This window comes from Bradyrhizobium sp. USDA3516 (assembly GCF_057651995.1).
Genome location: NZ_JBYGYN010000010.1, coordinates 358680 through 384635, shown reverse-complemented (window position 1 = coordinate 384635; position 25956 = coordinate 358680). Strand labels below are relative to the sequence as shown.

General features: G+C 59.1%; 15 protein-coding genes and 5 pseudogenes. 4 read left to right on the top strand and 16 right to left on the bottom strand.

What is annotated here, in order from left to right:
• Window positions 1–378, top strand: a 378-nt coding sequence (locus AC24YW_RS29165) for a transposase (RefSeq protein ID WP_487485931.1), incomplete at its 5' end; no start/stop codon positions are given.
• Window positions 379–711: 333 nt separating this feature from the next.
• Here AC24YW_RS29165 and tnpB read toward each other — a convergent pair.
• Window positions 712–1101 (bottom strand): IS66 family insertion sequence element accessory protein TnpB, encoded by a 390-nt coding sequence (tnpB, locus tag AC24YW_RS29160; RefSeq protein WP_487485930.1) that lies wholly within the window; start codon window positions 1099–1101, stop codon window positions 712–714.
• A 140-nt stretch (window positions 1102–1241) separates the two neighbouring features.
• Between tnpB and AC24YW_RS29155 the strand changes: the two are divergent.
• Window positions 1242–2237 (top strand): annotated as a pseudogene (locus AC24YW_RS29155) (DDE-type integrase/transposase/recombinase); the annotation flags it as partial.
• Window positions 2238–2285: 48 nt separating this feature from the next.
• On the opposite strand, the pseudogene AC24YW_RS29150 reads toward AC24YW_RS29155, so the two are convergent.
• The 12 genes and pseudogenes from AC24YW_RS29150 to AC24YW_RS29095 form a co-directional block, all read right to left on the bottom strand.
• Window positions 2286–3315 (bottom strand): annotated as a pseudogene (locus tag AC24YW_RS29150) (IS30 family transposase); the annotation flags it as partial.
• 80 nt (window positions 3316–3395) lie between these two features.
• Entirely contained in the window at window positions 3396–4253 is an 858-nt protein-coding gene (locus tag AC24YW_RS29145) for a D-amino-acid transaminase (protein WP_487485929.1), read from the bottom strand.
• A gap of 404 nt (window positions 4254–4657) precedes the next feature.
• Complete coding sequence (locus tag AC24YW_RS29140) at window positions 4658–5449, bottom strand: dihydrodipicolinate synthase family protein (protein WP_487485928.1); 792 nt, start codon at window positions 5447–5449, stop codon at window positions 4658–4660.
• Window positions 5450–6432: 983 nt separating this feature from the next.
• A complete protein-coding gene (locus tag AC24YW_RS29135; RefSeq protein WP_487485944.1) occupies window positions 6433–7440 on the bottom strand; it encodes an ABC transporter ATP-binding protein in 1008 nt (335 codons plus the stop codon).
• Between the two features lie 74 nt (window positions 7441–7514).
• Window positions 7515–8519: an ABC transporter ATP-binding protein gene (locus AC24YW_RS29130; RefSeq protein ID WP_487485927.1), complete on the bottom strand. Its 1005-nt coding sequence runs from the start codon at window positions 8517–8519 to the stop codon at window positions 7515–7517.
• 2 nt (window positions 8520–8521) lie between these two features.
• Entirely contained in the window at window positions 8522–9397 is an 876-nt protein-coding gene (locus tag AC24YW_RS29125; RefSeq protein WP_487485926.1) for an ABC transporter permease, read from the bottom strand.
• Window positions 9397–10338, bottom strand: coding sequence for an ABC transporter permease (locus AC24YW_RS29120; protein ID WP_487485925.1), 942 nt, complete (start codon window positions 10336–10338; stop codon window positions 9397–9399). The genes AC24YW_RS29125 and AC24YW_RS29120 overlap by 1 nt, the downstream gene beginning before the upstream one ends.
• A 148-nt stretch (window positions 10339–10486) precedes the next feature.
• Window positions 10487–12097, bottom strand: a complete 1611-nt coding sequence (locus tag AC24YW_RS29115; RefSeq protein ID WP_487485924.1) for an ABC transporter substrate-binding protein — start codon at window positions 12095–12097, stop codon at window positions 10487–10489.
• Window positions 12098–12335: 238 nt separating this feature from the next.
• A complete protein-coding gene (locus AC24YW_RS29110; protein ID WP_487485923.1) occupies window positions 12336–12686 on the bottom strand; it encodes a hypothetical protein in 351 nt (116 codons plus the stop codon).
• Window positions 12687–12775: 89 nt separating this feature from the next.
• Entirely contained in the window at window positions 12776–14200 is a 1425-nt protein-coding gene (locus AC24YW_RS29105) for an amidase (protein WP_487485922.1), read from the bottom strand.
• A 1442-nt stretch (window positions 14201–15642) separates the two neighbouring features.
• The gene (locus AC24YW_RS29100) at window positions 15643–18954 is read right to left on the bottom strand and encodes an acetyl-CoA carboxylase family protein (protein WP_487485921.1); all 3312 of its coding nucleotides are present in this window, start codon (window positions 18952–18954) and stop codon (window positions 15643–15645) included.
• Between the two features lie 211 nt (window positions 18955–19165).
• The gene (locus tag AC24YW_RS29095; RefSeq protein ID WP_487485920.1) at window positions 19166–20869 is read right to left on the bottom strand and encodes an AMP-binding protein; all 1704 of its coding nucleotides are present in this window, start codon (window positions 20867–20869) and stop codon (window positions 19166–19168) included.
• A 1238-nt stretch (window positions 20870–22107) separates the two neighbouring features.
• On the opposite strand from AC24YW_RS29095, the pseudogene AC24YW_RS29090 reads away from it, so the two are divergent.
• Window positions 22108–23284: pseudogene (locus AC24YW_RS29090) on the top strand (IS3 family transposase).
• A 92-nt stretch (window positions 23285–23376) separates the two neighbouring features.
• Here AC24YW_RS29090 and AC24YW_RS29085 read toward each other — a convergent pair.
• A pseudogene (locus AC24YW_RS29085) lies at window positions 23377–23543 on the bottom strand (IS66 family transposase); the annotation flags it as partial.
• Window positions 23544–23575: 32 nt separating this feature from the next.
• Window positions 23576–24074: pseudogene (locus AC24YW_RS29080) on the bottom strand (integrase core domain-containing protein); the annotation flags it as partial.
• Between the two features lie 5 nt (window positions 24075–24079).
• Between AC24YW_RS29080 and AC24YW_RS29075 the strand changes: the two are divergent.
• Window positions 24080–24235, top strand: coding sequence for an integrase core domain-containing protein (locus AC24YW_RS29075; protein ID WP_487485919.1), 156 nt, complete (start codon window positions 24080–24082; stop codon window positions 24233–24235).
• A gap of 325 nt (window positions 24236–24560) precedes the next feature.
• Here the strand turns inward: AC24YW_RS29075 and AC24YW_RS29070 are convergent, their stop codons facing one another.
• On the bottom strand, window positions 24561–25688 hold the full coding sequence (locus tag AC24YW_RS29070) for an acyl-CoA dehydrogenase family protein (protein WP_487485918.1): 1128 nt from the start codon (window positions 25686–25688) through the stop codon (window positions 24561–24563).
• Between the last annotated feature and the right edge of the window lie 268 nt (window positions 25689–25956).

The window sequence follows — 25956 nt, the reverse complement described above, 5'->3', positions numbered from 1 at the left end:
TTTGCCCAGGACGATGCCGAGGCCGCAAAGGCCCAGTGGCGCCGTGTTGCGGATCAGCTTCGTCCCAAGCTGCCCAAGCTCGCAGCCTTCCTGGACGAAGCCGAGACCGACGTGCTCGCCTACATGACGTTCCCGCCGCAGCATCGGACCAAGCTGCACTCGACCAACCCGATCGAGCGTCTCAATGGCGAGATCAAGCGGCGAACTGAGGTGGTAGGCATCTTCCCCAACGAAGACTCCATCGTGCGCCTGATCGGCGCGATCCTGCTCGAACAGAACGACGAGTGGGCCGTCCAGCGGGCCCGTTACATGACGCTGGAAACCATCGCGCCCTTGAGCGATGATCCAACCGTCAGCCTTCCGGCTATCGCCAGCTGACCAGTCCGGCTCGCGCCGGCGAACGCGGTGTCCCACCGCCAGTTACACCATGCTCAGGGACACGATCTTCAGTGATGGCCGAACTTCTCAACCAGCAAGGATATTGCCCAGGTGGATCAGCGCGCTCCGGCCGTCACGAGACCAGCTTCACGGCCTTGTGGATCGCCTATCTCGCCATCGCCATGGCTTGCGCTCGCGCTATGACCGACTGCGAGATCGCGGAATGCTGGCAAAACGGGAAGCCGTGCGCGCCTCAGCATCCGCGAAACGACCCTCGCCAGGTGGGCTGAACATGGACTCGTTACCAGGCACGCCTACAATGCACACTATTGACTATACGAGATTCGCACATCGAGCCTGCCCCGCAAGCAATGCAGCGGGCATCGAGATCGAGCTTGGTGGCGGCCGTTGAACGGGACGGTGGAATTGGCTTGTCGATCGAGCCGTCGCCCTCACGACGGCAATGGCGCCAAAACCCTCAACTGAAGCTGAATTGGCTGTAGTATGATGCACGTAGTTGGCATAAAGCGACATGCCCAACCCGTCATGCCAGAGAATCTTGACCAGATCGCCGCGGCGGCCCCGGACGATATAGAGATCGCCGGCATGAGGATCGCGCTTCAAGCTTTCCTGAACCGCAAGCGCTAGGCTTTGCATGCCGCGACGCATGTCGGTGCGGCCAGTCGCGATCCAGACCCTGACGCCGCTCGGGACCGGGATCATCGTCGTTGCAGGAGCTCAAGAACCCGCTTTGCGCCTCGCCGCCGGCAACCGCCTTGCGTAGTTTGAGATGCGGCTGATGGACGCCGAGATTAGGTGTTTCCCAGACCCTCCAGCCCATCATCGGAGACGGAGGATTTGCGATGCCGAAGAGGACAACCGGTGGCGCCCCGTACTTAAAGCCGGCCAACCTCGGCGCGGCCGCTATCGACATCGAGTCAAAGATGCACATGGCCGCGGTGAACCCGGGCTGCACCGACACGCCAGTGGTGAATTCGGCACATACACGCAAGACCTGCATAAGCTGGCGGACTGGTTCAAAAGGCGTGCGGCGTGACCAGTGTCGCGATAGAATCCTCTGGGATCTTCTGGATCAAAGTCTACGAGATCCTAAAAAAGCGCGCATTTGAGGTCATTCTGGTCAACGCGCGGCACGCCAAGAATGTGCCTGGGGCGCAAAACCGATTTCAGCGATGTCGCTTGGTTACGCCAGCTCCACTTCCATGGCCTGTTACGGGGCAGCTTCCGAGCCGATGCCGAGATCGCAACCGTGCGAGCCTATCTGCGCCAGCCCGAACGGCTCGTGGAATATGCTGCCGCCCATGTCCAACATATGCAGAAGGCTCTAATGGAGATGAACCTGCAGCTCCATCATGTTGTCTCGGATATCACCAGCGCGACCGGCATGCGGATTATCCGAGCCATTGTTGCAAGCGAACGCAATCCCGACGCCCTGGCAACGTATCGGGACGTGCGCTGCCATTCATCGATTGAGATGATCCGCGCAACACTCGTAGGCAATGACCGCCACGAACATGTCTTGCGGGCGCGGGCGCGACGCCGGCGCTTGCCGAAGGCAGCGGCGATCGACAGCTCGAGGCCGTGCCGGCTAACCTCCCCGACCGGCAGTTCATTGCCGAGCGGCCGAACCAGAAGTGGATCGCCGACTTTACGTATCTCTGGACGGCCGAGGGCTGGCTCTACGTCGCAGCAGTGATCGACTTGTTCTCACACCGGGTGGCGGGTTGGTCGATGAGCGCCACCATGACAGCTCAGTTGGTGACCGATGCCCTGCTGATGGCTGTGTGGCGACGCGGCAAGCCCACGCACTGTTGCACCACTCCGACCAGGGTAGTCGGGGCGCATTCAAACGGTTGTCGCAACAAGTCATTTTCACTCATGACAGCAATTTCGTCAAGGGCTTCTGCCGGCGTTTTCCAGCCGAGTGTCTTTCTCGGTCGGGCGTTGAGGGCCACTGCTACAGCGGATATCTCGTCGGCGCTGTGGATGCTCAGGTCTGTGCATTTCGGAAAGTACTGCCGCAGCAACCCGTTGGTGTTCTCGTTAGTGCCGCGCTGCCAAGGCCGTTGCGGGTCGCAGAAGTAGACTTGGATGCCCGCTTCGAGGCGGTCGTGCTGAGCCATTTCTGCTCCTTGATCCCAAGTCAGCGTGCGACGTAGTTCTTAGCAAAGCGATGATGGTGGGCAAAGATCGCGTCACGCACGGCTTCCGCCCCGTGTCCGCAAGCGCAGGTCCATTCTTCGTGCACGGAGCTTCGCGATGCCTCGTGAATCGGGAAGGTGCAACAGCATTGTGAAGCGTGTCGTGCATTCGACCAACGTGCCGATCGCCGAGCTGGCAAGACCGAGGATGAGGTCTCCCTCCCAATGTCCCGGCACGGCTCGATCGGCTGCTTCAGCGGGGCGCTCACTGATCATGATGTCCGGCGAGACAAAGCCCTTGCCCCGCCTGGGTACGCGGCCCCTGGGCATGCGCAACACGCGTCCCGTTCGCAACCAGGCCGTCAGTTCGCTGCGTAGTACACTGCGCCCCTGAACGAAAGAGCCTGATAAATGGCTTCGTGGCTGATGCGCATCGTCTTGTCGTCCGGGAAGTCGATCGGCAAGCGTCGGGCAATCCGCTCAGGGCTCCATGCCTTGGACCATCGTCGATCCTTTCGCCGGCCATGCCTGCCGCCGTTCCACCGAACGGTGGGGCCAGCAATACAAGCTCCGCTCGGGGCTACAACACTACCGCCAAGTCTATCCTCCACATAAGTGCGCAAGGCTGCGTTCGGCGCAAGCTTAGTCGGCTTCGTCCAGCGGGCAGATTGGTCTGTATGCCATTGGGCAGTTGTGGCCCGATAATCTAGCCCCCGCCGCCGGTGGCCGCGTTCCGCCGCAGTTCACGGGAGACCGTCGAAGCAGCCCCTCCCAAGCTGGGGCCCAATCTCCCGTGCGAGAGATAGCGCGGCAGTTAGGAAACGAGACCGACAGCTGGGCAGCGGACTCCTTGAATCAGACCGCCGTCGCGCGCGCGAATTCGATGTAGATCTCCCGCAGCCGTTGCGTGATCGGCCCCGGCTTGCCATTGCCGATTTCCTTGCCGTCCACCGAGATCACTGGCTGTACGAACAGCGAGGCGTTCGTCACGAAGACCTCTTTCGCCTCCTGCGCCTCAGCGACTGTAAAGGCGCGATCCTCCACACGCATGCGCCGCTCCTCGGCGAGGGCCTGCACGGCCTTACGCGTGCAACCCGGAAGGATGATCGTGGAATTCGGGCGCGTCACGATAACGTCCTCGCGCGTCAAGATAAAGGCGGTGGAAGCCGTGCCTTCCGTGACAAAGCCGTCCTGGACCATCAGCGCTTCACCAGCACCCGCCTCCTCGGCCGTCTGGCGAGCCTGGACCTGTGCTAGCAGCATGACGCTCTTGATATCGCGACGGCCCCAGCGGATGTCCGGCACCGAGATTACGCCGATGCCCGTTTTAGCTTCGGGCGTGTCCACCAGCTCCGTCGCCCGCGTGAAAACAACAAAGGTCGAGGGAATATCCTTCGCCGGGAAGAGAAAGTTTCGCCCTCCTGGATTGGCACCCCTGGTCAGTTGTAGGTAGGTGAGGCCGCTTGTGATCTTGTTACGAGCAACAAGCTCCTTCTGGATTTCCTGGACTCTCTCCAGCGACACCGGCAACTTTAGCGAGATCTCACCTGCCGAGCGCTTCAGCCGCATCAAGTGCGACTCGTTATCCACCAGCTTGCCGTCTAGGACGGCGCCCACTTCGTAGATCGCGTCGGCGAACAGGAAGCCGCGATCTAGGACGGACACCTTCGCCTCGGACATGGGAATGAACGAACCGTTGAGGTAGGCGGTCAAGAGGAGCTCCTACAGAATATGCGTTAGTTTGAGGACATGCATAATTGGGCGCTCGACTTGTTAGACTCACTCTCGGGCCCGCGTCGGAACAAACATTCCTTATTTTTTATATAGAACCATATGATCCGATCTGTCAACGCTTGAGGCTGCGAACGGCGATAGGGGCATTGAACAGGTGGTGATCGCCGCACTGAACCGAGCCGCGTGAAAACGACAGACAACTTTGGGGGAGGTTATGAGCGAAAATATCGCCTCGTCATCGGCAGTTGCATGCGCCGAACCTGTCGCAAAGATCGGAGTTCAGATCGACCGAAAGCCCCTAAGTTTTTGAAGAATTAACAAGGCCAAGCAGACTCAGACGCCGAGATAGGCCTAACGAACGGTTGTTTCGCCCGATCCTAGTCTCATGCTTCGAGCGAGACGCTGGAGCGTCGATCCGCGGCAAGATCACGCATCACCTTGGCGATCTCATTTATGTTCGCAGCTCCGAGGTCCCGCAGCGGCAGCCGGACCGAACCGCCGTCGAAGCCACGCAGGTTCATGGCTGCCTTGGTGGTCTGAGGCTGTCCAAACTCTCGGGCCAGGGCACGAAGGGGATACCAGAGCCGGTGCAAATCGCGCCCAGTTGCGGCGTCGCCGGCTTCCAACGCTCGAAAGGTAGCAAGGATCAGTTCGGGCAGCGCACAGCTATTGGTGGAACTGATCCCATCAAATCCGCACATCATTGGGCCGAGAAAGGCCAGATCCGAGGCACAGAACAGGCGGATGCGCCCGCCGATCCGGTTCGCGATCTGATCAATCGACGTCGGAGTCAGGTCGCCCTGCTTGACGCCGACGACGCCCCGGATATCTGCGAGTTGCTCCAGAACCATTGGCGAGAGGGTGATTCCGATGCCAGGAGCGTTGTAGACCAGCACGCCAGTGCGCGAGAGTGGGGCCATCTCGCGGAAAAATGCGATGATCTGCGCATCGGTTACTTCGGACACGTACGGCGGCATGACCATGGGCACGCCGCCAAGTTCTCCGGCCAACGTCGTCAACTCGCGAGCGGCGCGAACATCAGAACCGGCGGCACACAACATGACAGGAACGCGGTCGCCGACGATATCCATTACCCTGCGGAAGGTCCTGGCGCGCTCCTCGAAAGCCCCGTCGGCTTTAAAAGGCGTGACGGTGATGTTGAACAGACCATGCAATCGCGCGTGACACTCGTTCCATTTCAGCCGGCGACTTCCAGCAAGCATCCATCCGGATGCACTCGCATCTCGAACAAGCACTCGCTTCCGCGCAGACGGCGGCAAGGTGACTGTATCCCCGGCTGCAGCTCTTGGAGACCGCCCATAATCGCCGGTCTTAACTGCTTCGCCGGGACAAGCCTGCTCCTGCATTTCTAATCCATGAGGGCATCGGCCGCCGTTAGCAAAGTGCTTAAGACCACGTCGGACCGCCGCCGACATCCGTCTCTGCCTTTCAGTGGCTTATGCGGTGGGCGTCGGTGCTGCGGCGAGTTTGTTCGAGCGCGTGTCCGGGTCGTGAGGACATTGCATGGCCACTGCGACGGGTGATCCGCGCCGCGGCCGTGCTCACTGAACTGACGTTCAGAAGAACTCATCCCCCGGGGCCGTCATCCATCTCAAGAGCGCAACGTGCTCTCATCAGCGGGCAAGACGCATCGCAACTAGGAATAACGCGAGCTTCCCGTTGTTGTGTGCCTATGAAGAACTGCCATTCAATCTTGCGCGGTTGCAGCCGTAGGACGTCGGATTTGGCGGCTCCGAGTTTTGCGAGCATCTGCGCGAGCACTGACACCTAAACAGGTCCACTGCCCTCATTCGGTAAGAGCCGCAGATCCGCTCTTTGCTAACTGTGTCGCATTCTCTCGTGAATATTACCAGAGGCTCGCTGCGCCGATCGCCAGCGCTCATCAGCACCTTGTCTAAGATCAGCACCATCAGGCCAGTGATCGCTGGCTATTCAAGTACTTTGGGCGTGTCCTACCAATCCGATAGAACGTCAACCGGTTATTCGGCCTCTTCGCTTGGATGCTAAGGCGCGAGCGTGGTCGTCAGCTTCGAGCGAGTGCTTGATAAAGTAGAGCGATGCGGGCTGCCGGTTGGCAGATTGAAGCGCGGATAGACAGGCACAAAGATCCTCGTGAGCTTTAATGACTTCGTCGGAATCAAGACACGGTCCGCACCTGTAGCGGGCCGCGATAGCGGTCCGCGCGCAGATGGCAGGCGACGAAGTGGCCTGGGGCGACCTCGCGCAGTTGCGGCTCTTCGCTGCGGCAGCGCGGAATAGTGAATGGGCAGCGCGTATGGAAGTGACAGCCGGAAGGTGGGTTAATTGGGCTGGGTACGTCGCCTTCGATGAGCAGGTGTTCTCGCTTGTAGCGCGGATCCGCGACCGGCGCCGCGGTGATGAGCGCCTGCGTGTAAGGATGTAGCGGCTCCTCGAAAACAGCGTCCTTGGGTGCGATCTCAACAATACGCCCTAGGTACATGACCGCGATGCGGTGGGCGATATGCTCCACAACGCCGAGATCGTGAGTGATGAACATATATGCGAGCTTTAATTCTTCCTGCAGGTCCATGAGCAGATTGAGCACTTGGGCCTGCACCGAGACGTCGAGCGCCGAGACCGGCTCGTCGGCGACAATGAGGGTGGGATTGACGGCCAGCGCTCGGGCGATCGCCAAGCGCTGGCGTTGACCGCCCGAGAACTCAAAGGGATAGCGCCGCATCGCCTCAGCGCGCAGCCCTACCTTCTCGACGAGGCCCGCGACTCGCCCGTCGCGCTCGCTGGCCGAAAGGCTCTCAAAATTCTCGATCGGCTCACCGACAATGGTGCCGGCCCTGAGCTTTGGATTTAGCGAGCCGTTGGGGTCCTGGAAGACCATCTGCACGCGCCGCCGGTGCTGGCGCATTTCGCCCTCGCTCAGATGCGTCACGTCGACACCGTCGAGCCGGATGGCACCACCAGTCGGGCGGGTGAGGCGGAGAACGAGCTTGCCCACCGTTGACTTGCCGCAGCCGCTCTCGCCGACGAGGCAGAGCGTCTCGCCCCGCGCGACGGAAAAGCTAACGCCGTCCACCGCCTTGACCCGCGCCACCTCGCGTCGCATCAAGCCGCGCACCACCGGGAAATGCTTCTGGAGATCGGTAACCTCCAGAGCAGGAGTGCTCACGTCGCTCGTGATCACTCCGGGCGCCCCCGTTCCGGGCACCCTCCGGGGGCCGCACGATCCGATATGACGATGCATCATATCGCAACTCCCTTCATGGCTTCCCAGCAGGAAACGAAGTGCGTTCGCTCGAAGCGTTCGAAAGGCGGCGCCTCGGAGCGGCACAGCTCAGTCGCGTATGCGCAGCGCGGCGCGAAAGCGCAGCCCGGCAAGGGCTGGTTGAGCATCGGCACGCTCCCAGGGATCTCGGTAAGGCGCCTAGGTCTATTCCGCAGCCCGCGGCGTCTTGGGATTGAGGCGATCAGCCCCTGCGTATACGGATGAAGCGGCCGGTCGAATAGTTCGGTCACCTCAGCCTCCTCGACCTTGCGGCCCGCGTACATCACGATCACGCGCTGGCAGGTCTCCGCGACGACGCCGAGATCGTGGGTTATGAGCATAACGGCGGAGCCGAAGCGTTCCTTCAATTCCAAGATCAGGCGTAGGATCTGCGCCTGGATGGTGACATCAAGCGCCGTTGTCGGCTCGTCTGCGATAAGGAGCTTGGGGTTGCAAGCGAGGGCCATCGCGATCATCACGCGTTGGCGCATGCCGCCCGAGAATTGATGCGGATAGTCCCCAAGGCGTTTCTCAGCATCGGAAATGCGCACAAGACGCAACATCTCCGCGGCCCGCGCCAACGCTTCGCTGCGATCCTTTTTCTGGTGGATAATCAATGCCTCGGCGATTTGGTCGCCGACAGTCAATACCGGGTTCAAGGACGTCATCGGCTCCTGGAAGATCATGCCGATGCGGTTGCCTCGGACGCCGCGCATCTCGGCCTCGCTAAGCGCCAGCACCTCGCGGCCCTCGAAGCGGATGCGCCCTCCCACAATGCGTGCGAGCTTGGCTGGCAGGAGACGCATGATGGAGAGCGCGGTGACGCTCTTGCCACACCCGCTTTCGCCTACGATACCAAGCGTATCGCCCGGTCTGATCTCAAAGCTCACGCCGTCGACGGCCCGCGTCACTCCGTCCTGCGTGAAAAAATGGGTCCGGAGTTCATCTACAGTGAGAAGTGGTGTACTTGCATTCATATTCATCTTTACATCCGGCGAGCAAGGCGGGGATCGAGGCGGTCGCACAACCCGTCACCGAAGAGATTGACCACGAGAATGACGAGGGTCAGGAAAATCCCTGGAAAGAAGATCGTCCAGGGGGCGCGGGCGAGATACAGCCGACTCGACGAGATCATGTTGCCCCAAGTCGGAATCTCGGGCGGCACGCCGAAACCGAGGAAGGAAAGCCCGGCTTCAGTTAAAATGGCGTAGGCGATGATGGACGTCGCCATCACGACGAGCGGTGCTACTGTGGAGGGCAGAATGTGGCGCGCAATTATTTTAAGGTCGCGGCTGCCCGAGGATACTGCCGCCGCGATAAAGTCCTGCTCGCGCGTCGAGAGCACGTTCGAACGCACCTGCCGCGCCACTCGCGGGATCGCCGGCAACGCGATGGCGATCACGACGATGCCGACTCCGGCTTTGAAGAGCGAGACCAGTGCAAGGGCAAGGAGAATCGAGGGGATCGCCATCGCCGCGTCCATGATGCGCATGACGACCCCGTCGAGCTGCCGGTAATACCCTGCGATAAGACCGATGAGGAGGCCGAAGGCATTCGATACCAAGGCGACCGTAAAACCGACCAACAACGATACCTGAGTGCCATAGATCGTTCGCGCATACACGTCGCGACCGAGATCATCGGTGCCGAACCAGTGCTCCCAGGAGGGTCCTTCCAAACGATGGGCGGCCGCCAGCGCCATTGGATCACCGGCAATGGCCGGCGCAAAGATCGCAACGAGTGTAAGGAGGATGAGCAGTGCCCCGCCCACGACGATCATTGGGTTGCGCCGGGCGAACACGCGGAATCCCGCGCGCTTGCTTGATGCCCCAACCGGAATGTCAGTGAACACCGCGGCCATCAGTAGCGGATCCTGGGATCGAAGAGCACGTAAGAAAGATCGACAAGAAGATTTACCAGCATGTAGACTCCAGTACTAACGAGGGTGATGCCTTGGATAATCGGAAAGTCGCTCCGGGCAATGGCGTCGACGGCAAGGCGGCCAATGCCCGGGATGTTGAATACAGTCTCGGTGATGACAACTCCCGCGATAAGGGACCCGAAGGCGTTACCTATCACTGTCACAATCGGTACCGCCGCGTTCTTGAGGGCGTGCTTAAAGAGCTGCTGCCGACCTGACACGCCTTTTGCGCGCGCGGTGCGCATATAATCCTCACTCAGTACCTCGAGCATGGAGGCGCGGATCATGCGAGCGATAAAGGCGACCCACGGAATACCAAGCGTCACCGTCGGCAGTACCATGCTACGCGCCCACTGCGCCACTCCGTGGGCGATCGGCGAATAACCCTGTACAGGCAGCCATTTGAGCTCGATTGCGAAGAGGAAGACGAACAGATAGGCCACTACGAAGATCGGAAGCGAAAATCCCAGGGTGGCAAAGCCCATTACCAACCGATCAAGTGCAGTGCCCGCCTTAGCCGCGGCTGTGACACCGAACAACAGCGCGACGACCACGGCGAAGACGGTGGTGGTCAAAGCGAGGGCAATGGTGGGTTCAGCGCGCTGGACGATGAGCGTCGTCACCGGCTCATTCCAGAACATGGAGCGGCCAAGATCGCCTTGCAGGAGGCTCAGTACCCAAAGAAGGAATTGCTGCCAGAGAGGCTTGTCGAGTCCGAGCTTCTGGCGGATCTCCTCGATGTGTTCCGGCCGCGCATCATTTCCCGCCAAGATCGCCGCGGGATCGCCAGGCGCCAAATGGAGCAGCAGGAAGATGAAGGTAGCGACGATGGCCATCACCGGCAGCATCGAAAGAAGGCGACGGATAATATAGCTGACCATTGATGCTCTCAGGTTCTGCGCGACGCCATCGAAAATAGGCTTCTCTGAGCCTCCGGTCGTTCCTGAAAAAGCCGGTCCGCTCTGTGTTTTTCCACGGACCGAATTAACCCTCGTGCGCAGATGGCTCTGCGCACGAGGGCTTTGCCGATCACGTCTTTTCGACGTTCCACCAGGGTGTGTACCAGACGGACTCTAGCATGCCGTTGACGTTAGCGCGCCTCGCCTGCCGCGGCGTGTACTGCCCGAAATAGACCAGCGGCACGAAACTCCAAGCGTTCTCCTGCATTTCGCGCGCGATCTTCTTGCGGTCCTCGATCGTCTGCGCGAACGCCCACTTGACGCGCAGTTCTTCATTCTTGGCATCGTTCGCCCACCCGTTCCCCGACAGCTTGCCGTCTAAGACGTGATGGCTGTAGAGTGGGTTACCGACAAGCGCAACTGCGTCTGAGGTAATGTAGACGTTCCAACCTCCTTGGTCAGGCGGCGTTTTGACGCCACGGCGTGTCACTGAACTGCCCCAGTCCATTGCCGCCATCTGCACGTTGATGCCGGCCCGGCGCATCTCGCTGGCGAAGATTTCACCCCAGTTCTTAAAAACATCGATAGTGGTTGTCTGCAGCAGCACCACGGGGCGACCCTCATAGCCGCCCTCCTTCAAAAGCTGCCTCGCTTCCGCATAATCCGGCGCAGTCTTGAACCAAGTCGTATTGCCGTCGTTCTCCATCGACGTGTTGCAAGCAAAGAGGGAGGGGCAGACCTTATAATACTTTGGATCGCTCGCGACTTGCAGGTAGTCAACTTGCTTGACAATGTGCAGCATCGCCTGGCGGCACTTCACGTTATCGAAGGGCGGGTAGAGGAAGTTAAAGCGGGCGTAGCCGATAAAACCCAGCGGATTGTTTTCCTGGAGCCTGATGTTCGGGTCTTGGGAAAGCTGGGCTTGGAGGTCCCTTGGCGGCACCTCGTAGTAGTCAATCTCACCCGCTTGCAGAGCGGCAATGGCCGTGTGTGCATCCGGCATATTCATCATGATGACGCGGTCGACCTTTGCTATCTTGCCGCCAGCGGTGCCGCTCGGTGGTTCTTGGCGCGGCACGTAATCCGGGTTCTTGTCATAGGCGTATTGAAAGCCGGGCTTGGTTCCATTGAGGTTGAACTTGAAAGGACCCGAGCCGATGACCGTGTCGATCTGTCGCGCCGGATCGGTCTCCGCTTCTTTTTTGCGCATGATGAAGAAAGTGCCCTGTGCGAGCACATCGATGACGATGCCGATGGGCTCCTTGAGCTCAATGGTGATGGTCTTCTCGTCTTTTGCCGAGATATTCCTCACATAGCTCATCATGAATCGAGCCAAGCCGTTGTTAGCCGCCCAGCGGCGCAGAGAGGCAATCACGTCGGCGCTTGTTACTGCCGTGCCGTCATGGAATTTGAGCCCATCGCGTAGCTCGAAGCTCCAGGTGAGCTTGTCGTCCGACAGCCCATATCTGCCGAGCATCTGCGGTTGCGGATTTTGCTGCGCGTCGAGCCCGAAGAGCGTATCGTAAACCATCGCTGCATGATAGCGGGTCATGTAAACCGAGCTGTAGACCGGGTCAAAACTGGATATGTCGCCATGCATCACGGCTTTGATTGTCTTGTTGCCGCTCCCTTGACCTAGCACGATCTGGGGCGCTGCGAGCGCCCCCGCGATGGCTAGACCGCCCTTCATGATCGCGCGACGCGTAACACCGTTTGCAGTCAAAGTCGTTCCATTCTTCATTTCCTTCCCTCCTCTAACGCCCCTTTTTCAGTTCCGATGTGCAATCGACAAAAGGGGTGGATTATTTTACGCGAGTGCTCGCGCCATAATGTTGTCGAGCCTTAAGACGAAGATGCCGCAGCAATTAGCCGGGGCCCGGAACTCCCCTCGTGGTTGTGCGAGCGAAGGACGCGCGTGGCGACAACTATCCCGAAGGGCAGCGGCCGGTCGAACGACCTTGGCGTTATGTCACCTTAGGCTACAGCCGAGGCGGCGTAGCCCAAGCAGTTTTCTGGCGTCCACTCTTGCGCAAAATCGTAACGCGATCGACCGGGACACTCGCACGGTCGGCAACTTGGTCTTTATAAGCGAGGGAGCCATCGCTGGGCGTTTTGACGAGCAGCATGATGTTCTGCAGCAGAAGGGGCAGCCACAAGACCGTCGTGTGTCTCAGCCACATGATTCTGCCAGCGAACGAAATCAGCTTACAGTCAAGGATCGCAGCAATTTCATACATGCCGCTGCCAAGCAGAATGCAGCGATCGAGGATCGAGACACCTGCTTCCAGGGGCGGAGCGAAAAACGCGTCGCGACAAGCCATCGAGGCCACGATTGATCTCCGATCAGCGAACTAAGCTGTTGTATTCAATTGAAATGCTCAAACCCGTGGATCTAGGATTAGACGCGAATTTGGGCTCCTTACGCGCAGATTGCCGGTCGTTTATCCCGCCACGGGCGCTCCCGCTCCAGTTGGGCAGCAAGCCGCAGCAGCGTCGCTTCGCCGCCGAACCGGCCAGCGAACATCATGCCGAGCGGCAGGCCCGCACTGCTCCATGCCAACGGCACGGACATCGCGGGCTGACCCGACATGTTGAACATAGATGTCCCCGGAAAGTGACGCCGACTGACCGGGCTCGTAAAGGACAAGGCCTGCGTCATCGAATTGAGCTCACCGAGACGTATTGGCGGGGCGCACAAGGTTGGGCTCAAGAACACATCGTAGTTCACAAAGAATTCGGCTAGAGCGCGCGAAATCTGAAAAACTGCGATTTCGGCGGCGACGTAGTCTGTTGCAGTTAGCTTTTGCCCATTGCAGGCCATCGCGAGCGTTGTCGTTTCCAAATCCTGGTCCGTCATAGTGCGGCCGAAGCGCTTTTCGAGGAGCTGCACGGTCATCGCGGTGTTGGCCTCGACGATAGTCATCAACACCTCGGCAGGATCGACCGGCAGCACCGGCGCTCGCTCCTCAACATGATGACCGAGCGAGTTCAGGAGCGCCGCGGTCTCACGCACAGCTGCGGCGATCTCGGGATCGATTGCATCGCCATGAGGCGAGTCGGCCGTAAACGCGATGCGCAGCGGTCCTGGCTCGCGCTTGATCTGCTCAATGAATGGCCCCTCGGGTGGTGGCGCATGATAGGGACTGGTCAGTTCCGGACCACACAATGCATCGAGCATTGCAGCACTGTCGCGCACGCTGATGGTCAGCACGTGAGTGCAAAACAAGCCGGCCCAACCCTGACCGCGATCCGGACCAACGGGATTACGTGCTCGCGTAGGCTTCAAGCCAAACACGCCGCATGCGGAAGCAGGAATACGGATTGACCCTCCGCCATCACCGCCATAGGCGACCGGGAGAATGCGCGCCGCGACGGCCGCTGCTGCTCCGCCCGAAGAGCCGCCGGCTGAATGGGCCGGATTCCAAGGATTACGGGTCGGCCCATGGAGACGCGGCTCCGTCGTCCCGAGCAACGAATATTCCGGCGCGGCAGTTTTACCGAAGATCGTAAGACCTGAGTTCAGAAACCGTTTGACAACCGTGCCGCTGTGATCGGCGACGTTATCCTTCAGCACGCTAGCACCAAACGTGGTACGCGTGCCTTCGAGCAGTTGGTCATCCTTTAGAAGAAATGGCACTCCAGTGAAAGGGCCCTGGGGCAGGCCTCTATCGATCTGCCGTTCTGCGTAGTCGTAGTGCCTGACCACCACAGCGTTGAGCTCCGAGTCTACCCTTTCAACACGAGCAATCGCTTCATCGAGCAACTGCTTGGCTGTCACCTCCTTTTTGCGCACGAGATCGGCCAGACCGACCGCGTCGTAATGCCCGTATTCCTGGAATGCCATTTAATGCCCCTCTTATGCAGCAGTGACTGGTCAATCAGGATTTGGTCGTTCGCTGCGCCCAGATGATCCTGATACGCGCTTGACTGCTCAACCAAGCGAGACTTCTCCGAACGATTAAGGTCTGACTTTTCCCTTCCAGGAACCCTCGGGCACAAGATGCCCTCGCGCATTCAGACCAGCGATTAGCGTGCTTAGCGACCATTGACTCCCGCTGTTGCCGTTTTCGCCAAACTCGACCAATCCAATGAACAGTATGATCCACCCGAATGTCAAGCGGATCAGTTGATCCTTATGCATACTTCTTCTCGGGGCCCCGCTTTCACAGGCGAGCGCAAAGTCGGTTCGCCGATCGGTCGCGAGGGCTCGCATCACTTTCGGCTAGCGTGCTGATTTTGACAGGGTCGAGATCCAGCACAGTGGCGGACATCCCGGACCGCCGGCGAAGCTGCGCAGGTGCATCGCGGCCTTAGTCGTTTGCGGCTGCCGGAATTCGCGCACCAGGGCGCCTAGCGGGTACTAAAGCCAGTGAGAGGTCGCGCGCAGTCACTGCATTCCCCATCTCCGGCACCCTGCAAGACGCGAGAATGAGTTCGGGCGGTGCACAGCTGTTGACCTAACTCAATCCGCCGAAGCCGCACATCATGGGACCAAGAAAGGTGATATCACAGGCGCAGAACAGGCGAATGCGCCCTCATGCGGTTCGCGATCTGGTCCACGGCGGACGGGGAAAGAATGCTTGACGCCGACCACCCGGTAATCGCAAGCCGCCAGCGTCGACGGAGAAAGGCTGATGCCAGCGCCCGGCGCGTTGTAAAAGAGCAGGCGGACCGCGACAGCGAGACCAGGGCTTGAAACTCCAGGATCTGCTTGTCAGTCACCTCGGAAACGAACGCGTCACTGCTCACCTGCGATCGTGGTCAACTCGGGGATGATGCGAACGTCGGCACCAACGCTGCACGGCACCGGCACACGGTCACCAACGTCCATGACAACTCGGAAAAGATCGGCACGCGCCACGGTCGACATCGCGGGAAACCGTAGGTGTCACCGATTAGAATTGTCGAAACCGAGGCCGATGATGCCCTCGATATTGCTCGCGTGAGATTGGCATAGTCGACGGTGCCGCTGGCATTGAATGGCGTGACCGCAATATTAAAACGTCCACGCAGTCGAGCCTTCAGCCATTTATCAGTCCAATCGGCGCAAGGACTGTAATTGCTGATGTCTACGTATTCTGCTGCTTCGACATTCAGCACTCACCGGCTGCCCATTCTCCATGAACCCATTACGCGGAGATAGAGAGAAAGAGCAGACGTCGTGAGGCGATCGGGAGCCGCACGAGCGCGCAGCACGTTTCATCCAGTAAACGAGCTCCCGCAGTATGCTAACCGCTTCGCGAAGTATAATCCAACAGTGATGTTCCTGTACAGTAGGAACGATGCTTACCAAGTATCGATACACGGGCGCTTGCGACTGGTGCGAGGCGGCCGCGGTGGTACCGAGCGCAGACCCGCCATGATCCATCGCCGTGTTTCCGCTGGATCGATCACGTTGTCGATCTCAAATGCCGAGGCAATTGATACGGCTTTGCCGTTGGCATAAAGCTCCGCAACTTTCTCCCTGTGATAGGTTTCCCGCTCGGACGGATCAGCGATCGCTTCCAGCTCTTTGCGGAAGCCGAGCCGTACGTAACCCTCCAGGCTCATGCCGCCGAACTCGCCCGTAGGCCACGCTGCCGTGAAGAAAGACGCGTGAAAACCACCCCCAAGCATGGACATCGCGCCAAGACCATAACCCTTGCGCAGCACAATGCCGAACAGGGGTACGGTGGCGCTCGCACCCGTGACAAACATACGCGAGACGTGACGAACGATAGCTGTCTTTTCGGCCTCGGGCCCGACCATGAAGCCCGGAGTGTCGCACAGCGACACGATCGGCAGATCGAATGCGTCACACAGCTGCATGAAACGCGCGGCCTTGTCCCCAGCAGCGGAATCGATCGCGCCGCCGAGGTGTTTTGGGTTATTGGCGATCAGTCCAAAGGGCTTACCCTCAATGCGGATTAGCGCGGTAATCAGGCCGACACCGAAGTCGCGGCGTAATTCGAGCACCGAGTTCTGGTCGGCAATCAACTTGATTATCTCGCGGATTTCATAGACACGGAGGCGATTCTCCGGGATAGCCTGCCGCAGCAGCCGTTGGTCCGCCATTTTCCAATCCACAAGTGAGCCCTGGAAATAGGACAAGTACTTTTGTGCCGCGCGCGTCGCTTCCTCCTCATCATCGACGAGGAGGTCGATTACTCCGTTCGGCGACTGGAAAGCGACCGGCCCGACCTCGGTAGCACGATAGGTACCGAGGCCGCCGCCCTCGATCATTGCCGGCCCGCCCATGCCTATCGAGGCATTCTTCGTCGCAATGATGACATCGCAACAACCCAGCATCGCCGCATTACCAGCGAAGCAGCAGCCTGAAACTATGCCGATCACGGGCACCAAGCCGGACAGTTTGGCAAACTGCACGAAGGACGGAACATCAAGCCCACTGATGCCGAGCCGGTCGGTATCGCCCGGCCGACCTCCGCCGCCTTCAGCGTAGAAGACCAGTGGCATCCGCCACTGTTCGGCCATCTTCAGCATGCGATTGATCTTCTTGTGGTTCATTTGCCCTTGCGTGCCGGCGAGGACAGTATAGTCGTAGGCGACTATCATGCAGCGGGCTTCGACCGGCCCGAAATGAGCGCCATTGACGGTCGCAACGCCCGCAACAAGTCCGTCAGCTGCTGTGTTCCGGATGAGGTCATCAAGCGATCGCCTCCGCCGTTGTGCGGCGATCGCAAGGCTGCCATACTCGAAGAACGACTCTGCGTCGACGAGCTGCGCAATATTCTCGCGCACCGTGCGCTGGTTGGTCTTCCGCCTTCGCTTGACCGCCTCCGGCCGGTTCTCGTCAAGTGTATTAGCTTGGCGGACCATGACTTCAGCGAGGTCCGGGCGGATATGATCCTGCTTGAGCTCAATCTGCTCGGCCGGAACATCTGGGGCGACATCATTCGGCTCGAAATACAGGATGGGTTCGCCTTTCATCAACGCCATCCCGGCGGCGGCCACAAGCTTCGTGACGCGCCCCCCCTGTTCGGCCGCAACAAGATGCTCCATTTTCATCGCCTCGATAACGGCGAGCTGCTGGCCCGGGCGCAATAGTTCTCCTTCACAAGCTTGAATTGTCACCATCGTTCCTTGCAAGGGTGCGACGACTGCTACTGATCCTAGCGGCGCTTCCTGAGAGATAGAGACATCTCCCTCGCGAAGCTCACGTTTCGCGGTGGCCGCAAAGAACAGCGGCTTTTGCTCGCTTGTCGCACCGCTCACGAGCGCCGCGACGTTCTGGTCGACAAATCTGGTACTTATACGATTGGCAAGGAAGTCCGGGTTATCCAGCACCGCTTGCAAGAACGATATGTTGGTGCCGACGCCATCGATCCTGAATTCACGGAGCGCGCGTGATGCTTTTCTTACTACATCGCGCCACTCCCTCGAGGAACAATGGACAACGATTTTCGCCAGCAAAGAATCGAATGCTGCGCTCGTCTTGTAACCGGCGTAGCCGAAGCTGTCGATACGGACGCCCGGCCCGGTCGGAGGCTCGAACACAGAAAGCAAGCCGCCGGTTGGCCTTGTCGCGCCGGTCCCATCCATTTTTTCCATATTGACCCGGAGCTGCATGGCATATCCACGTGGCTCGGGGATCGCTTTCTGCTCCAGATCGAGAGAGGCCAGATTAGCCCCGCCCGCAACTTCAAGCTGAGCACGAACGAGATCGATCCCCAAGACTTCCTCCGTGACGGTGTGCTCGACCTGCAGGCGTGGATTGGCCTCGATAAAAGCAAATGTGTGGTCACCTTCGGCTTGATTATCGACCAGGAACTCGAAGGTCCCGAGATTGTCATAGTGGGCGGCCGCAGCAAGCTGCTTGGCCGCCTCGATGATGCGCCTCCGCAGCGAGTCTCCGAGTGAAGGACTCGGCGCCACTTCGATCAGCTTTTGATTGCGCCGCTGGATCGTGCATTCCCGCTCCCACATATGACTGATCGCGCCGTGCCGGTCGCCAATGATCTGCACTTCGATATGGCGAGCAGAGCGGATTAGCATCTCTGCATAGACCTCCGCACTGCCGAATGCGGCGTTCGCTTCGGACTGGCAGCGAGCATATGCTTCGGCCAGATCGGCCGCGTTCTCAACTACGCGCATGCCGCGCCCACCGCCGCCCGCCATCGCCTTGATTATTACCGCACTGTTCTTGCCGAGTGCGTCGAAGAAGCACTTCACCTCATCGAGCGTCGAAGGCCCGGAGGTTCCGGGAATGATCGGCACCCTGCAGCGTTCCGCAAGTTGCCTAGCCGCCACTTTGTCGCCGAACAACTCAAGAGCAGACGGTGACGGGCCGACAAAGACGATGCCTTCCGCTGCGCAGCGGCGGGCAAATTCGGCATTCTCGCTCAGGAAACCATAGCCCGGATGGATCGCATCACATTCGGTTTCCCTCGCTGCGGCGAGCATCGTTTCGATACTGAGATAGGCTTGTGCGCTCCGACCGGGAATTTCATACGCCTCATCGGCAGCGCGCACGTGAAGCGACAGTGCATCATCTGCGGAATAGATAGCGACACTGGCGATATTCGCCTCCGCTGCTGCGCGAGCAATGCGAATGGCGACCTCGCCACGGTTGGCGATAAGAAGCTTGCGAACTGACATCACGATACTCCGGTAACATCGGCTGGGGCACACTGAGTGAAGTGAGGCCCGGTCCATTCCAAACCTGTCGCTTGCAGGCTGCACGACTCAGCATCGGAAGGATCCGATCCGGCATGCTTAGGACCGGCTTTCGAGAGCAAAGGGAGCACTCCTTCATCGTGCATGAAGCTCCCGTGCCGTCACTCGAAGCAACGACGCTGCACTTGTGCGCTTAAGTTGGAAGATCTCGCTTTTTCACCTTGCCCGTTGCGGTCATGGGCAAGGCTTCGATGAGACGCACCTCGGGTACCTTGTAGGTGGCCATCCGTTCCCTGCACCAGGATTGCAGCTGTTCGGCCGTGACGGTACCTTTGGCTTTTGGCTTTAGCTCAACAAACGCGACAGGGACCTGCCCCCTATCTGCGTCTTCACGCCCGACAACGCCTGAGCCGAGTACGGCGGAATGCTGTCCGAGTACGGCCTCGATTTCGGACGGGAACACGCTCATGCCCTTCACTTTGAGCATTTCCTTGCGGCGACCGAGAAAATGGATGAACCCGTTAGCATCGATCATCCCCACATCACCGGTGCACAACCAACCATCGACGAGAGCCTCTGCGGTGGCTTCCGGCTTATTCCAATATCCCTTCAGCAAGGAGGGCGTGCGCACCCGGATCTCACCTTCGCCGCCGATAGGCACCAGCACGCCGGTCTCGAAATCGGTGATCTTGAACTCGGCACCCGGGACCGGTAGGCCAACGAATATTGGTTGGGAGTTGAGGTCGAAGTCGTCCACATGGAAGCCGGTGGTGAAGGTATTCGAGGTGTGAGTTTCGGTCATGCCCCACGCGCCTTCAGCGAGAATGGTACCAGTGAGTTCGTTCCAGCGCCGTCGATAGTCCGGATTGAGCTTCTTCACAAAGGAGACCACCGGCACCTGCATCAACGAGGAGAGATCGAACTCGTTAACGCGGGGAGAATCCATCAGCTCCACGACGCCGTCGACGGGCATCACCGTGAGGGTGACGTTGTACGTCTGGATTGCAGCGAGCACACTAATCGGATCCCAGCGTGCCAGCAGAATCAGGGTGCTCCCTGCGAACAGTGGAAAGATCAGCCCGAGGTTTTCGCCCGCTATCCAGAATTCGGGAAAAAAGGATAAGCATACGCTCTTTTCACTGAGGCGGAGCGAGATGCTGTAGTTGGCGGCAGCGGTATAGACCATATCGCGCTGAGTGTGCACGCAGCCCTTTGGCATACCGGTGGTACCACCGGTATAGTTCAACGCCGCGACGTCATCGAGATTCGCGGGCGCGAATGGTGCTACCTCTCCGAGACCCGCAAGCGCAGGGATTAGATCGGTCGCGCTGGGGACGACAATGCGGTTGGTGCGGATAGTGTCCGGGATCGGAATTGTTGGCGAGGCCGGAATGACATCGGCAAAGCTTGTGACGATGAGCTCCCGTAGGCTGGTCCTTGATTTGACAGCATCGACGATTGCGACAAGCTGATCGAGTGCGACAATCACTTCAGCGCCGGCATCGTTGAGTTCATATTCGAGTTCGAAGGCACGCGAAAGGGGGGATACCGGAACGTGCACGGCACCCAGCTTGAGAATTCCGAAGAACACGATGTGGAATTGCGGACAGTTCGGCAAAAACACAGCGACCCTGTCGCCCCTGCAAACGCCTTTCATGGCAAGCAGCGCGGCGAAACGCTCGCTTTGCGCGTCGAGTTCGGCATAGCTCAGAATGTTGCCATAAAAGATAACGGCAGGATGTTCGGGCTTGCGTTCCGCCCAGGCTCTCAAGTATTCCGATAATGCAATTTCGCCGTGCGGGTATTGCGGCTCGCGCGGCACCCCTTTGGGCCAAGCCTTCCGCCATAGTGCGTGTAGCTTTTCAAGATAGCGGCTTTCGTTGACAATTTCGTTCATCTTATCTTTCCTCGAGCGCAGACGCGCCCTCTGTGCACCCTTCCGGATGGCCGTTTTGCTGGTGCCGGAAACTGTTAGGAGCAGCTGCTAGAGAAATCAGCGGCGGCTACCGACCCTTTAACTGTCGCTACAAAGATGGCGATGATCCAAGCGGATATGGCTACGGCCCAACACCAATGCACGTCGCAATCGAGATTTAAGTCTGCACGAGCGAAGTGAGGTGAGAAAAGTGTTTTTATCAAGCAGCCAGTCTAGCGACTCGCAATTTTTGATAATGCGCGCCTTGTAAGCTACTGCGAACACGCATCGGTACCGTGTTAGCAGCTCTCGAATTTAGCAATTCTCTCTTCCTTACGCATGATGGCGCGTATCCCATTGAGTGCGGACCAGATCGCCTGTGTTCGAGAGTTGCAGGCGCGCGTCTGCTCCATACTTGAATTGCAGGCGTCCAGCGCCTCGTTAAGCAAAATTTCGCTTTCAGTTGGCAGCCCGAACGCGGTCTCCGTGGCCGTAGCATCACGCACAGCATCGAGGAGTGGTGGAAATGCGTGGCCGTGGATAGAGCCGACAAGTTGTTTGTTGGTGCAGTCAGGGATCCGCCGGCCGTCGATCTCAATGATACAACAACTTTCACCATGGGCAGCGTAAGGAGGGTGCGGCTTGAACCGTAAGGCCGGCCACATCGATCCACCGCAACGGCCTTCGTTCCACGCAGATATCGATGCAGCCACAGCACTAGCTACCCCACTGTTATGGCCTCGAGCCGGTCCCGTCATGGCCATCTCGGTAAATCAGACGGCGCCACTGAACAACATGATCCCAATCAATGTCAATAGGATCACCTGATCCACGGATCACAGCGTGAGCGGCAAGAGGTAACTTTTGATCAAAGAAAGCGGGTTGAGCCCACAGTGAGAGTTCTGGTCCTGACGAGACAACACGAGATTGCTCAGGCGGCGGTACCCCTCCCGAAGATCATTTTCGATCGGGGCCCGCACCGTTGTACCATCCTTGTCCTTCAGACCACTAATAGCCCATTGGTGATTGGAGACGCCTCGCTGATGAATTGCAAATTCCGGATACAGATCATGAGCGACGGTCCGATGCGCAACCACTGTGTCTCGACGAGCGCGACCGAACGTGGCATTTCCGAGGTCCCGTAGAGACGGAAGTGGAATGTGAACCTCCTCCGAATCGATGGACACCCGCAGTAGGCTCGAAGAGCCAGGAGGTGTCGGATGGAAGGACGTCAACGTCGCTCGTTTACCGACGACTACAAGCGGCAAGCGGTTGATCTCGTAGCGTCTAGCGGTCGCTCGATCTGCTCGGTTGCCAAGGAACTTGGCTTGCGTGATTCCGTGCTACGGCGGTGGGTGGAGCAGCGAGGGGCCCGGCTGGAGCCGACGGCGGCGGCGCGGCGCCGCGCAACGCAGACGACGCTGCCGTCGGCGGACCACGCGGCGGAGATCGCTAGTCTGCAGTGCGAGAACGATCGGCTGCGCATGGAGCGCGATATTTTAAAAAAGTCCATTGCGATCTTTGCTGGAGTTCAGAAATGAGATTTCGCTTCATCGAAGCTCGCCGCGCCGACTATTCAGTGACGATCATGTGCGCATGCTTGGCGTCTCGCCTGCTGGCTATTACGCCTGGCGAGCGCGCCCTGAGAGCCAGCGGGCCATTGCCAACCGTGAGCTCGTCGACGAAATCAAGCGGGTTCATCACGACACAAACGGCCGCTACGGCAGCCCGCGCATCATGCCGAGCTGAGGGCCCAAGGCCGTGGAGCGAGCCGTGGTCGCATCGAGCGGTTGATGCGTCGTCACGGTATCAGAGCCATCATGGCGAGGCCGCAACGGGTGCGCACCACCGACAGCCGTCACGATTTCCCGATCGCGGCGAACTTGCTCGAGCGCAACTTCGTCGCCGCCGCGCCGAACCACATCTGGCTCGCCGACATCACCTATGTCCAGACTGATCAGGGCTGGCTCTATCTGGCCACGGTCATGGACCTCTACAGCCGCAAGATCGTCGGCTGGGCGATGGCGGATCGTTTGCGCGCCGAGCTGCCTCTGGCGGCGTTGCGGATGGCAATCGCGGCGCAGCGGCCAAATGCCGGCCTGATCCACCATTCCGATCGCGGCGTTCAATATGCCTCGGCGGATTATCGCAAGCTGATGCGAAGCCACCGGCCTCAGGGCCTCGATGAGCCGCAAGGGCGACTGCTATGACAATGGTCCGATGGAGAGCTTCTTTCACACGCTCAAGACGGAGCTCGTTCACCACCGGCACTATGAAACGCTGGCAGAAGCCACACGAGATCTCTTTGCGTATATCGAGGGCTTCTACAATCGAATTCGTCGTCACTCCGCCATCGGCTTTATCAGCCCGATCGAGATGGAGCTAGAAGCAGCTTAACCCTGTCCATTTTTTCGGTGGAAGATCAATGCTTTGTTTAGACGAAGAACATCGGCGTATTGCACCCATTACGCGGGCGTATTGCCTGTCTTCTTCTGCGGATCGAACAGCGGCTCGAAGCCCTTGTAGCAACCGGCTTGCAGGATGCCGGCAAGACCGCTAGGTGCTTCTGGGGATTTTCGCCTCGTCGGTCCCTCGAGGCGTAATAGACCACCACCGGCGGCGCAGGCCCGGCGAACGGCCGGTCATCCCGAACATAATGAGGTGGACGGTCACCGCCCTGAAGCTTGTTTAGACCGGAGACATGGCTGACGGCTCTTCGGACACATCACTGACAGTTTGGCCGCGGGTCAAGTCGATTGATGCGAAACCTGCCAGCTGGCAAAGTAGATTCCGTAACGGCCGTCGCGATCGAGCGGCCTGATGGCCAGTTGCTCGCCGCAGAAGGCTTGAGGGGCTTTCCACATCTAGCCCTTGTAGGCGATGTAGCTCCGTCTCGAGGAGACCGTGCGGACGGTCTCCCGGCGTCGTATTGCACCTTCGGCACGCGATCGGGCATGGCACCGGAGCTCGGCCGGTAGCGATCGGCTGGAATGCCCATACCCAAGCTGTCATGTGGCCGCTCCAGATTGTAGATCGTGCGCCAGGCGTCGAGAGCGCGCTGAAAGGTGCAGAACGTGCGCAGAGCAAACACTTCCGCTTTCAGGCTGCGATGAAAGCGTTCGTTCTTGCCGCGGCCCTGCGGATGCCGCGGCCTGGCATGGACCACCCTGACGCCGAGCTTGAGCAGCCGCGTTGGCGGGCGCAGGGATCAAGATCTCCATGGATGGCCGCGGTCGTTGGATGGACAACGTCTTCATCGAGCGGCTGTGGCGGTCGCTCAAGCATGAGGACATCTATCTCAAGGGCTATACCGACGGCCACGAGGCCAAGGCAGGGTCGCGAGCTTGATCGCCTTCTACAACGATCGTCGCCTTCATCAGGCGCACGGCTATCGCACGCCGATGGCGGTCTGGCGCGGGGATGCAGGCCGCGAAGGCTGCGGACATGGTGGACAACGCTGACGCGTTGACCACATGCCCACAGCAGCTGCAGCACACAGCGTGATAGAAAGGGATCAGGAGCGGTCCGTTTCCAACTAACAAACCGGTTCAATCGGTCCCGCTTCGCAGGTCTATTTCACTTGTTCCGAACTAGTCTCGACGGCGCGCGTAGGAGTAGCCAGCTGCATTTTTAAGTTCCGCGGCTTTTGGGACATTTTCTTGCGGAGTAACGCTCACATTAACAGCCGGCGTGCGAGCACGCGGTACTTGTGAACTTCGGTCGGGCCTTCGTAGATCCGCGACATGCGCTGCTCGTCGTACCAGTGCGCCAGCGGACTCTCATATGTGCAACCCGCTGCGCCGTGGATTTGGATTGCACGGTCGATGACGCGTCCGACCATTTCAGTGCAGGTCATCTTGATCATACTTGCTTCGACGCGCGTATCCTCACCACGATCATCTTTATCAGCGCAAGCGTACAGCATCAGCCGCTCCTTTTGGATCTCGATCCATGAGTCTACAATCATCGACTGAACGGCCTGCTTGTCGCTGAGCGGCCCTTCGAACACGAATCGCTGTTTAGCGTGCCCAATCATCATATCATAGCAACGGCGAGCTATACCAAGCGCCCTCGCACCGACCTCGAATCGAGCACTCGACAGTTGGTGTTGTGCGGTCTTGAATCCGGAGCCCTCCGCGCCGATGCACGCAAGGCTATCAACCCTGCAATTCTCAAATGTAAGCTGATGAGCCGTGATTCCACCCAGCATCGACACCGAACGCGCGATGAGACCTGGATTGTCCTTCTCTACAGCGAACATCGAAATGCCATTAGTCCCTGTCTGGTTGCCGGTGCGAGCAAAAACTAACACGCCGTCGGCATCCTCGAATAAGCTGATCCAACTCTTCGAACCGTTGATGACCCAGTTTTTGCCGTCCCAGTCAGCGTAGCTTGAAACCGCGCGAGCCGGATCGGCTCCCCCGCCTGGCTCGGTCAACGCCCAACTATATTGCTTGGCATCAGCTAGGAACGGGTCCAGGTAGCGGGCTTTCTGCTCTCCCTGGAGATGAAACATGGCGTGGGGGACCTCACCGCCAAAGCGAATCGGCGACAGACATTTGGAGTTTTCTTCGATAATGGCGAGGCGATCGACCAGAGAAAGGTGCACTCCCCCAATTTCGGGTGGCAGCCGGAGCCCCCATAATCCAACTTTACGGGCCGCTACGCGTCCGGGCTCGTAGTGCGCGCAATTTAACTTCTCGCCTCTGAGCATTCGCGCCTCGAGAGGCGCTTGATGATCCGCAACGATCCGCCGAACCAAATCGACAAGCGCGCGCGTTTGTGCCTTGAACTCGTACATTTCGCTTCTCGTCTCCTCTTTGCAAAGATAATCAATGAATGGTCCACTCTGCGCAGAGCGTCCTAAGATCAAGGAAAGTTGGTCTGGGCTGACCTCTCCTTACATCAGCCATCGTCCAGTTCTCTTTGCCGCTTCGGCACCCACAGAAACGTAGCGAGAACCAATTTTAGGTAAGCGACTGCCGCCTGAGCGGTCCGGCACGATGATTGCTGCCGAGATCGAGCAGCATGTCGATTGCCGTTTCCCTTCGCTACATTAGGGGATCGAG

Excerpts from the sequence above, each read along its gene's own strand:
- tnpB (WP_487485930.1), bottom strand. The coding sequence starts at position 1,101 with ATGATCCCGGTCCCGAGCGGCGTCAGGGTCTGGATCGCGACTGGCCGC.
- AC24YW_RS29130 (WP_487485927.1), bottom strand. The coding sequence starts at position 8,519 with ATGAATATGAATGCAAGTACACCACTTCTCACTGTAGATGAACTCCGG.
- AC24YW_RS29125 (WP_487485926.1), bottom strand. The coding sequence starts at position 9,397 with ATGGCCGCGGTGTTCACTGACATTCCGGTTGGGGCATCAAGCAAGCGC.
- AC24YW_RS29120 (WP_487485925.1), bottom strand. The coding sequence starts at position 10,338 with ATGGTCAGCTATATTATCCGTCGCCTTCTTTCGATGCTGCCGGTGATG.
- AC24YW_RS29115 (WP_487485924.1), bottom strand. The coding sequence starts at position 12,097 with ATGAAGAATGGAACGACTTTGACTGCAAACGGTGTTACGCGTCGCGCG.
- AC24YW_RS29105 (WP_487485922.1), bottom strand. The coding sequence starts at position 14,200 with ATGGCATTCCAGGAATACGGGCATTACGACGCGGTCGGTCTGGCCGAT.
- AC24YW_RS29100 (WP_487485921.1), bottom strand. The coding sequence starts at position 18,954 with ATGTCAGTTCGCAAGCTTCTTATCGCCAACCGTGGCGAGGTCGCCATT.
- AC24YW_RS29095 (WP_487485920.1), bottom strand. The coding sequence starts at position 20,869 with ATGAACGAAATTGTCAACGAAAGCCGCTATCTTGAAAAGCTACACGCA.
- AC24YW_RS29070 (WP_487485918.1), bottom strand. The coding sequence starts at position 25,688 with ATGTACGAGTTCAAGGCACAAACGCGCGCGCTTGTCGATTTGGTTCGG.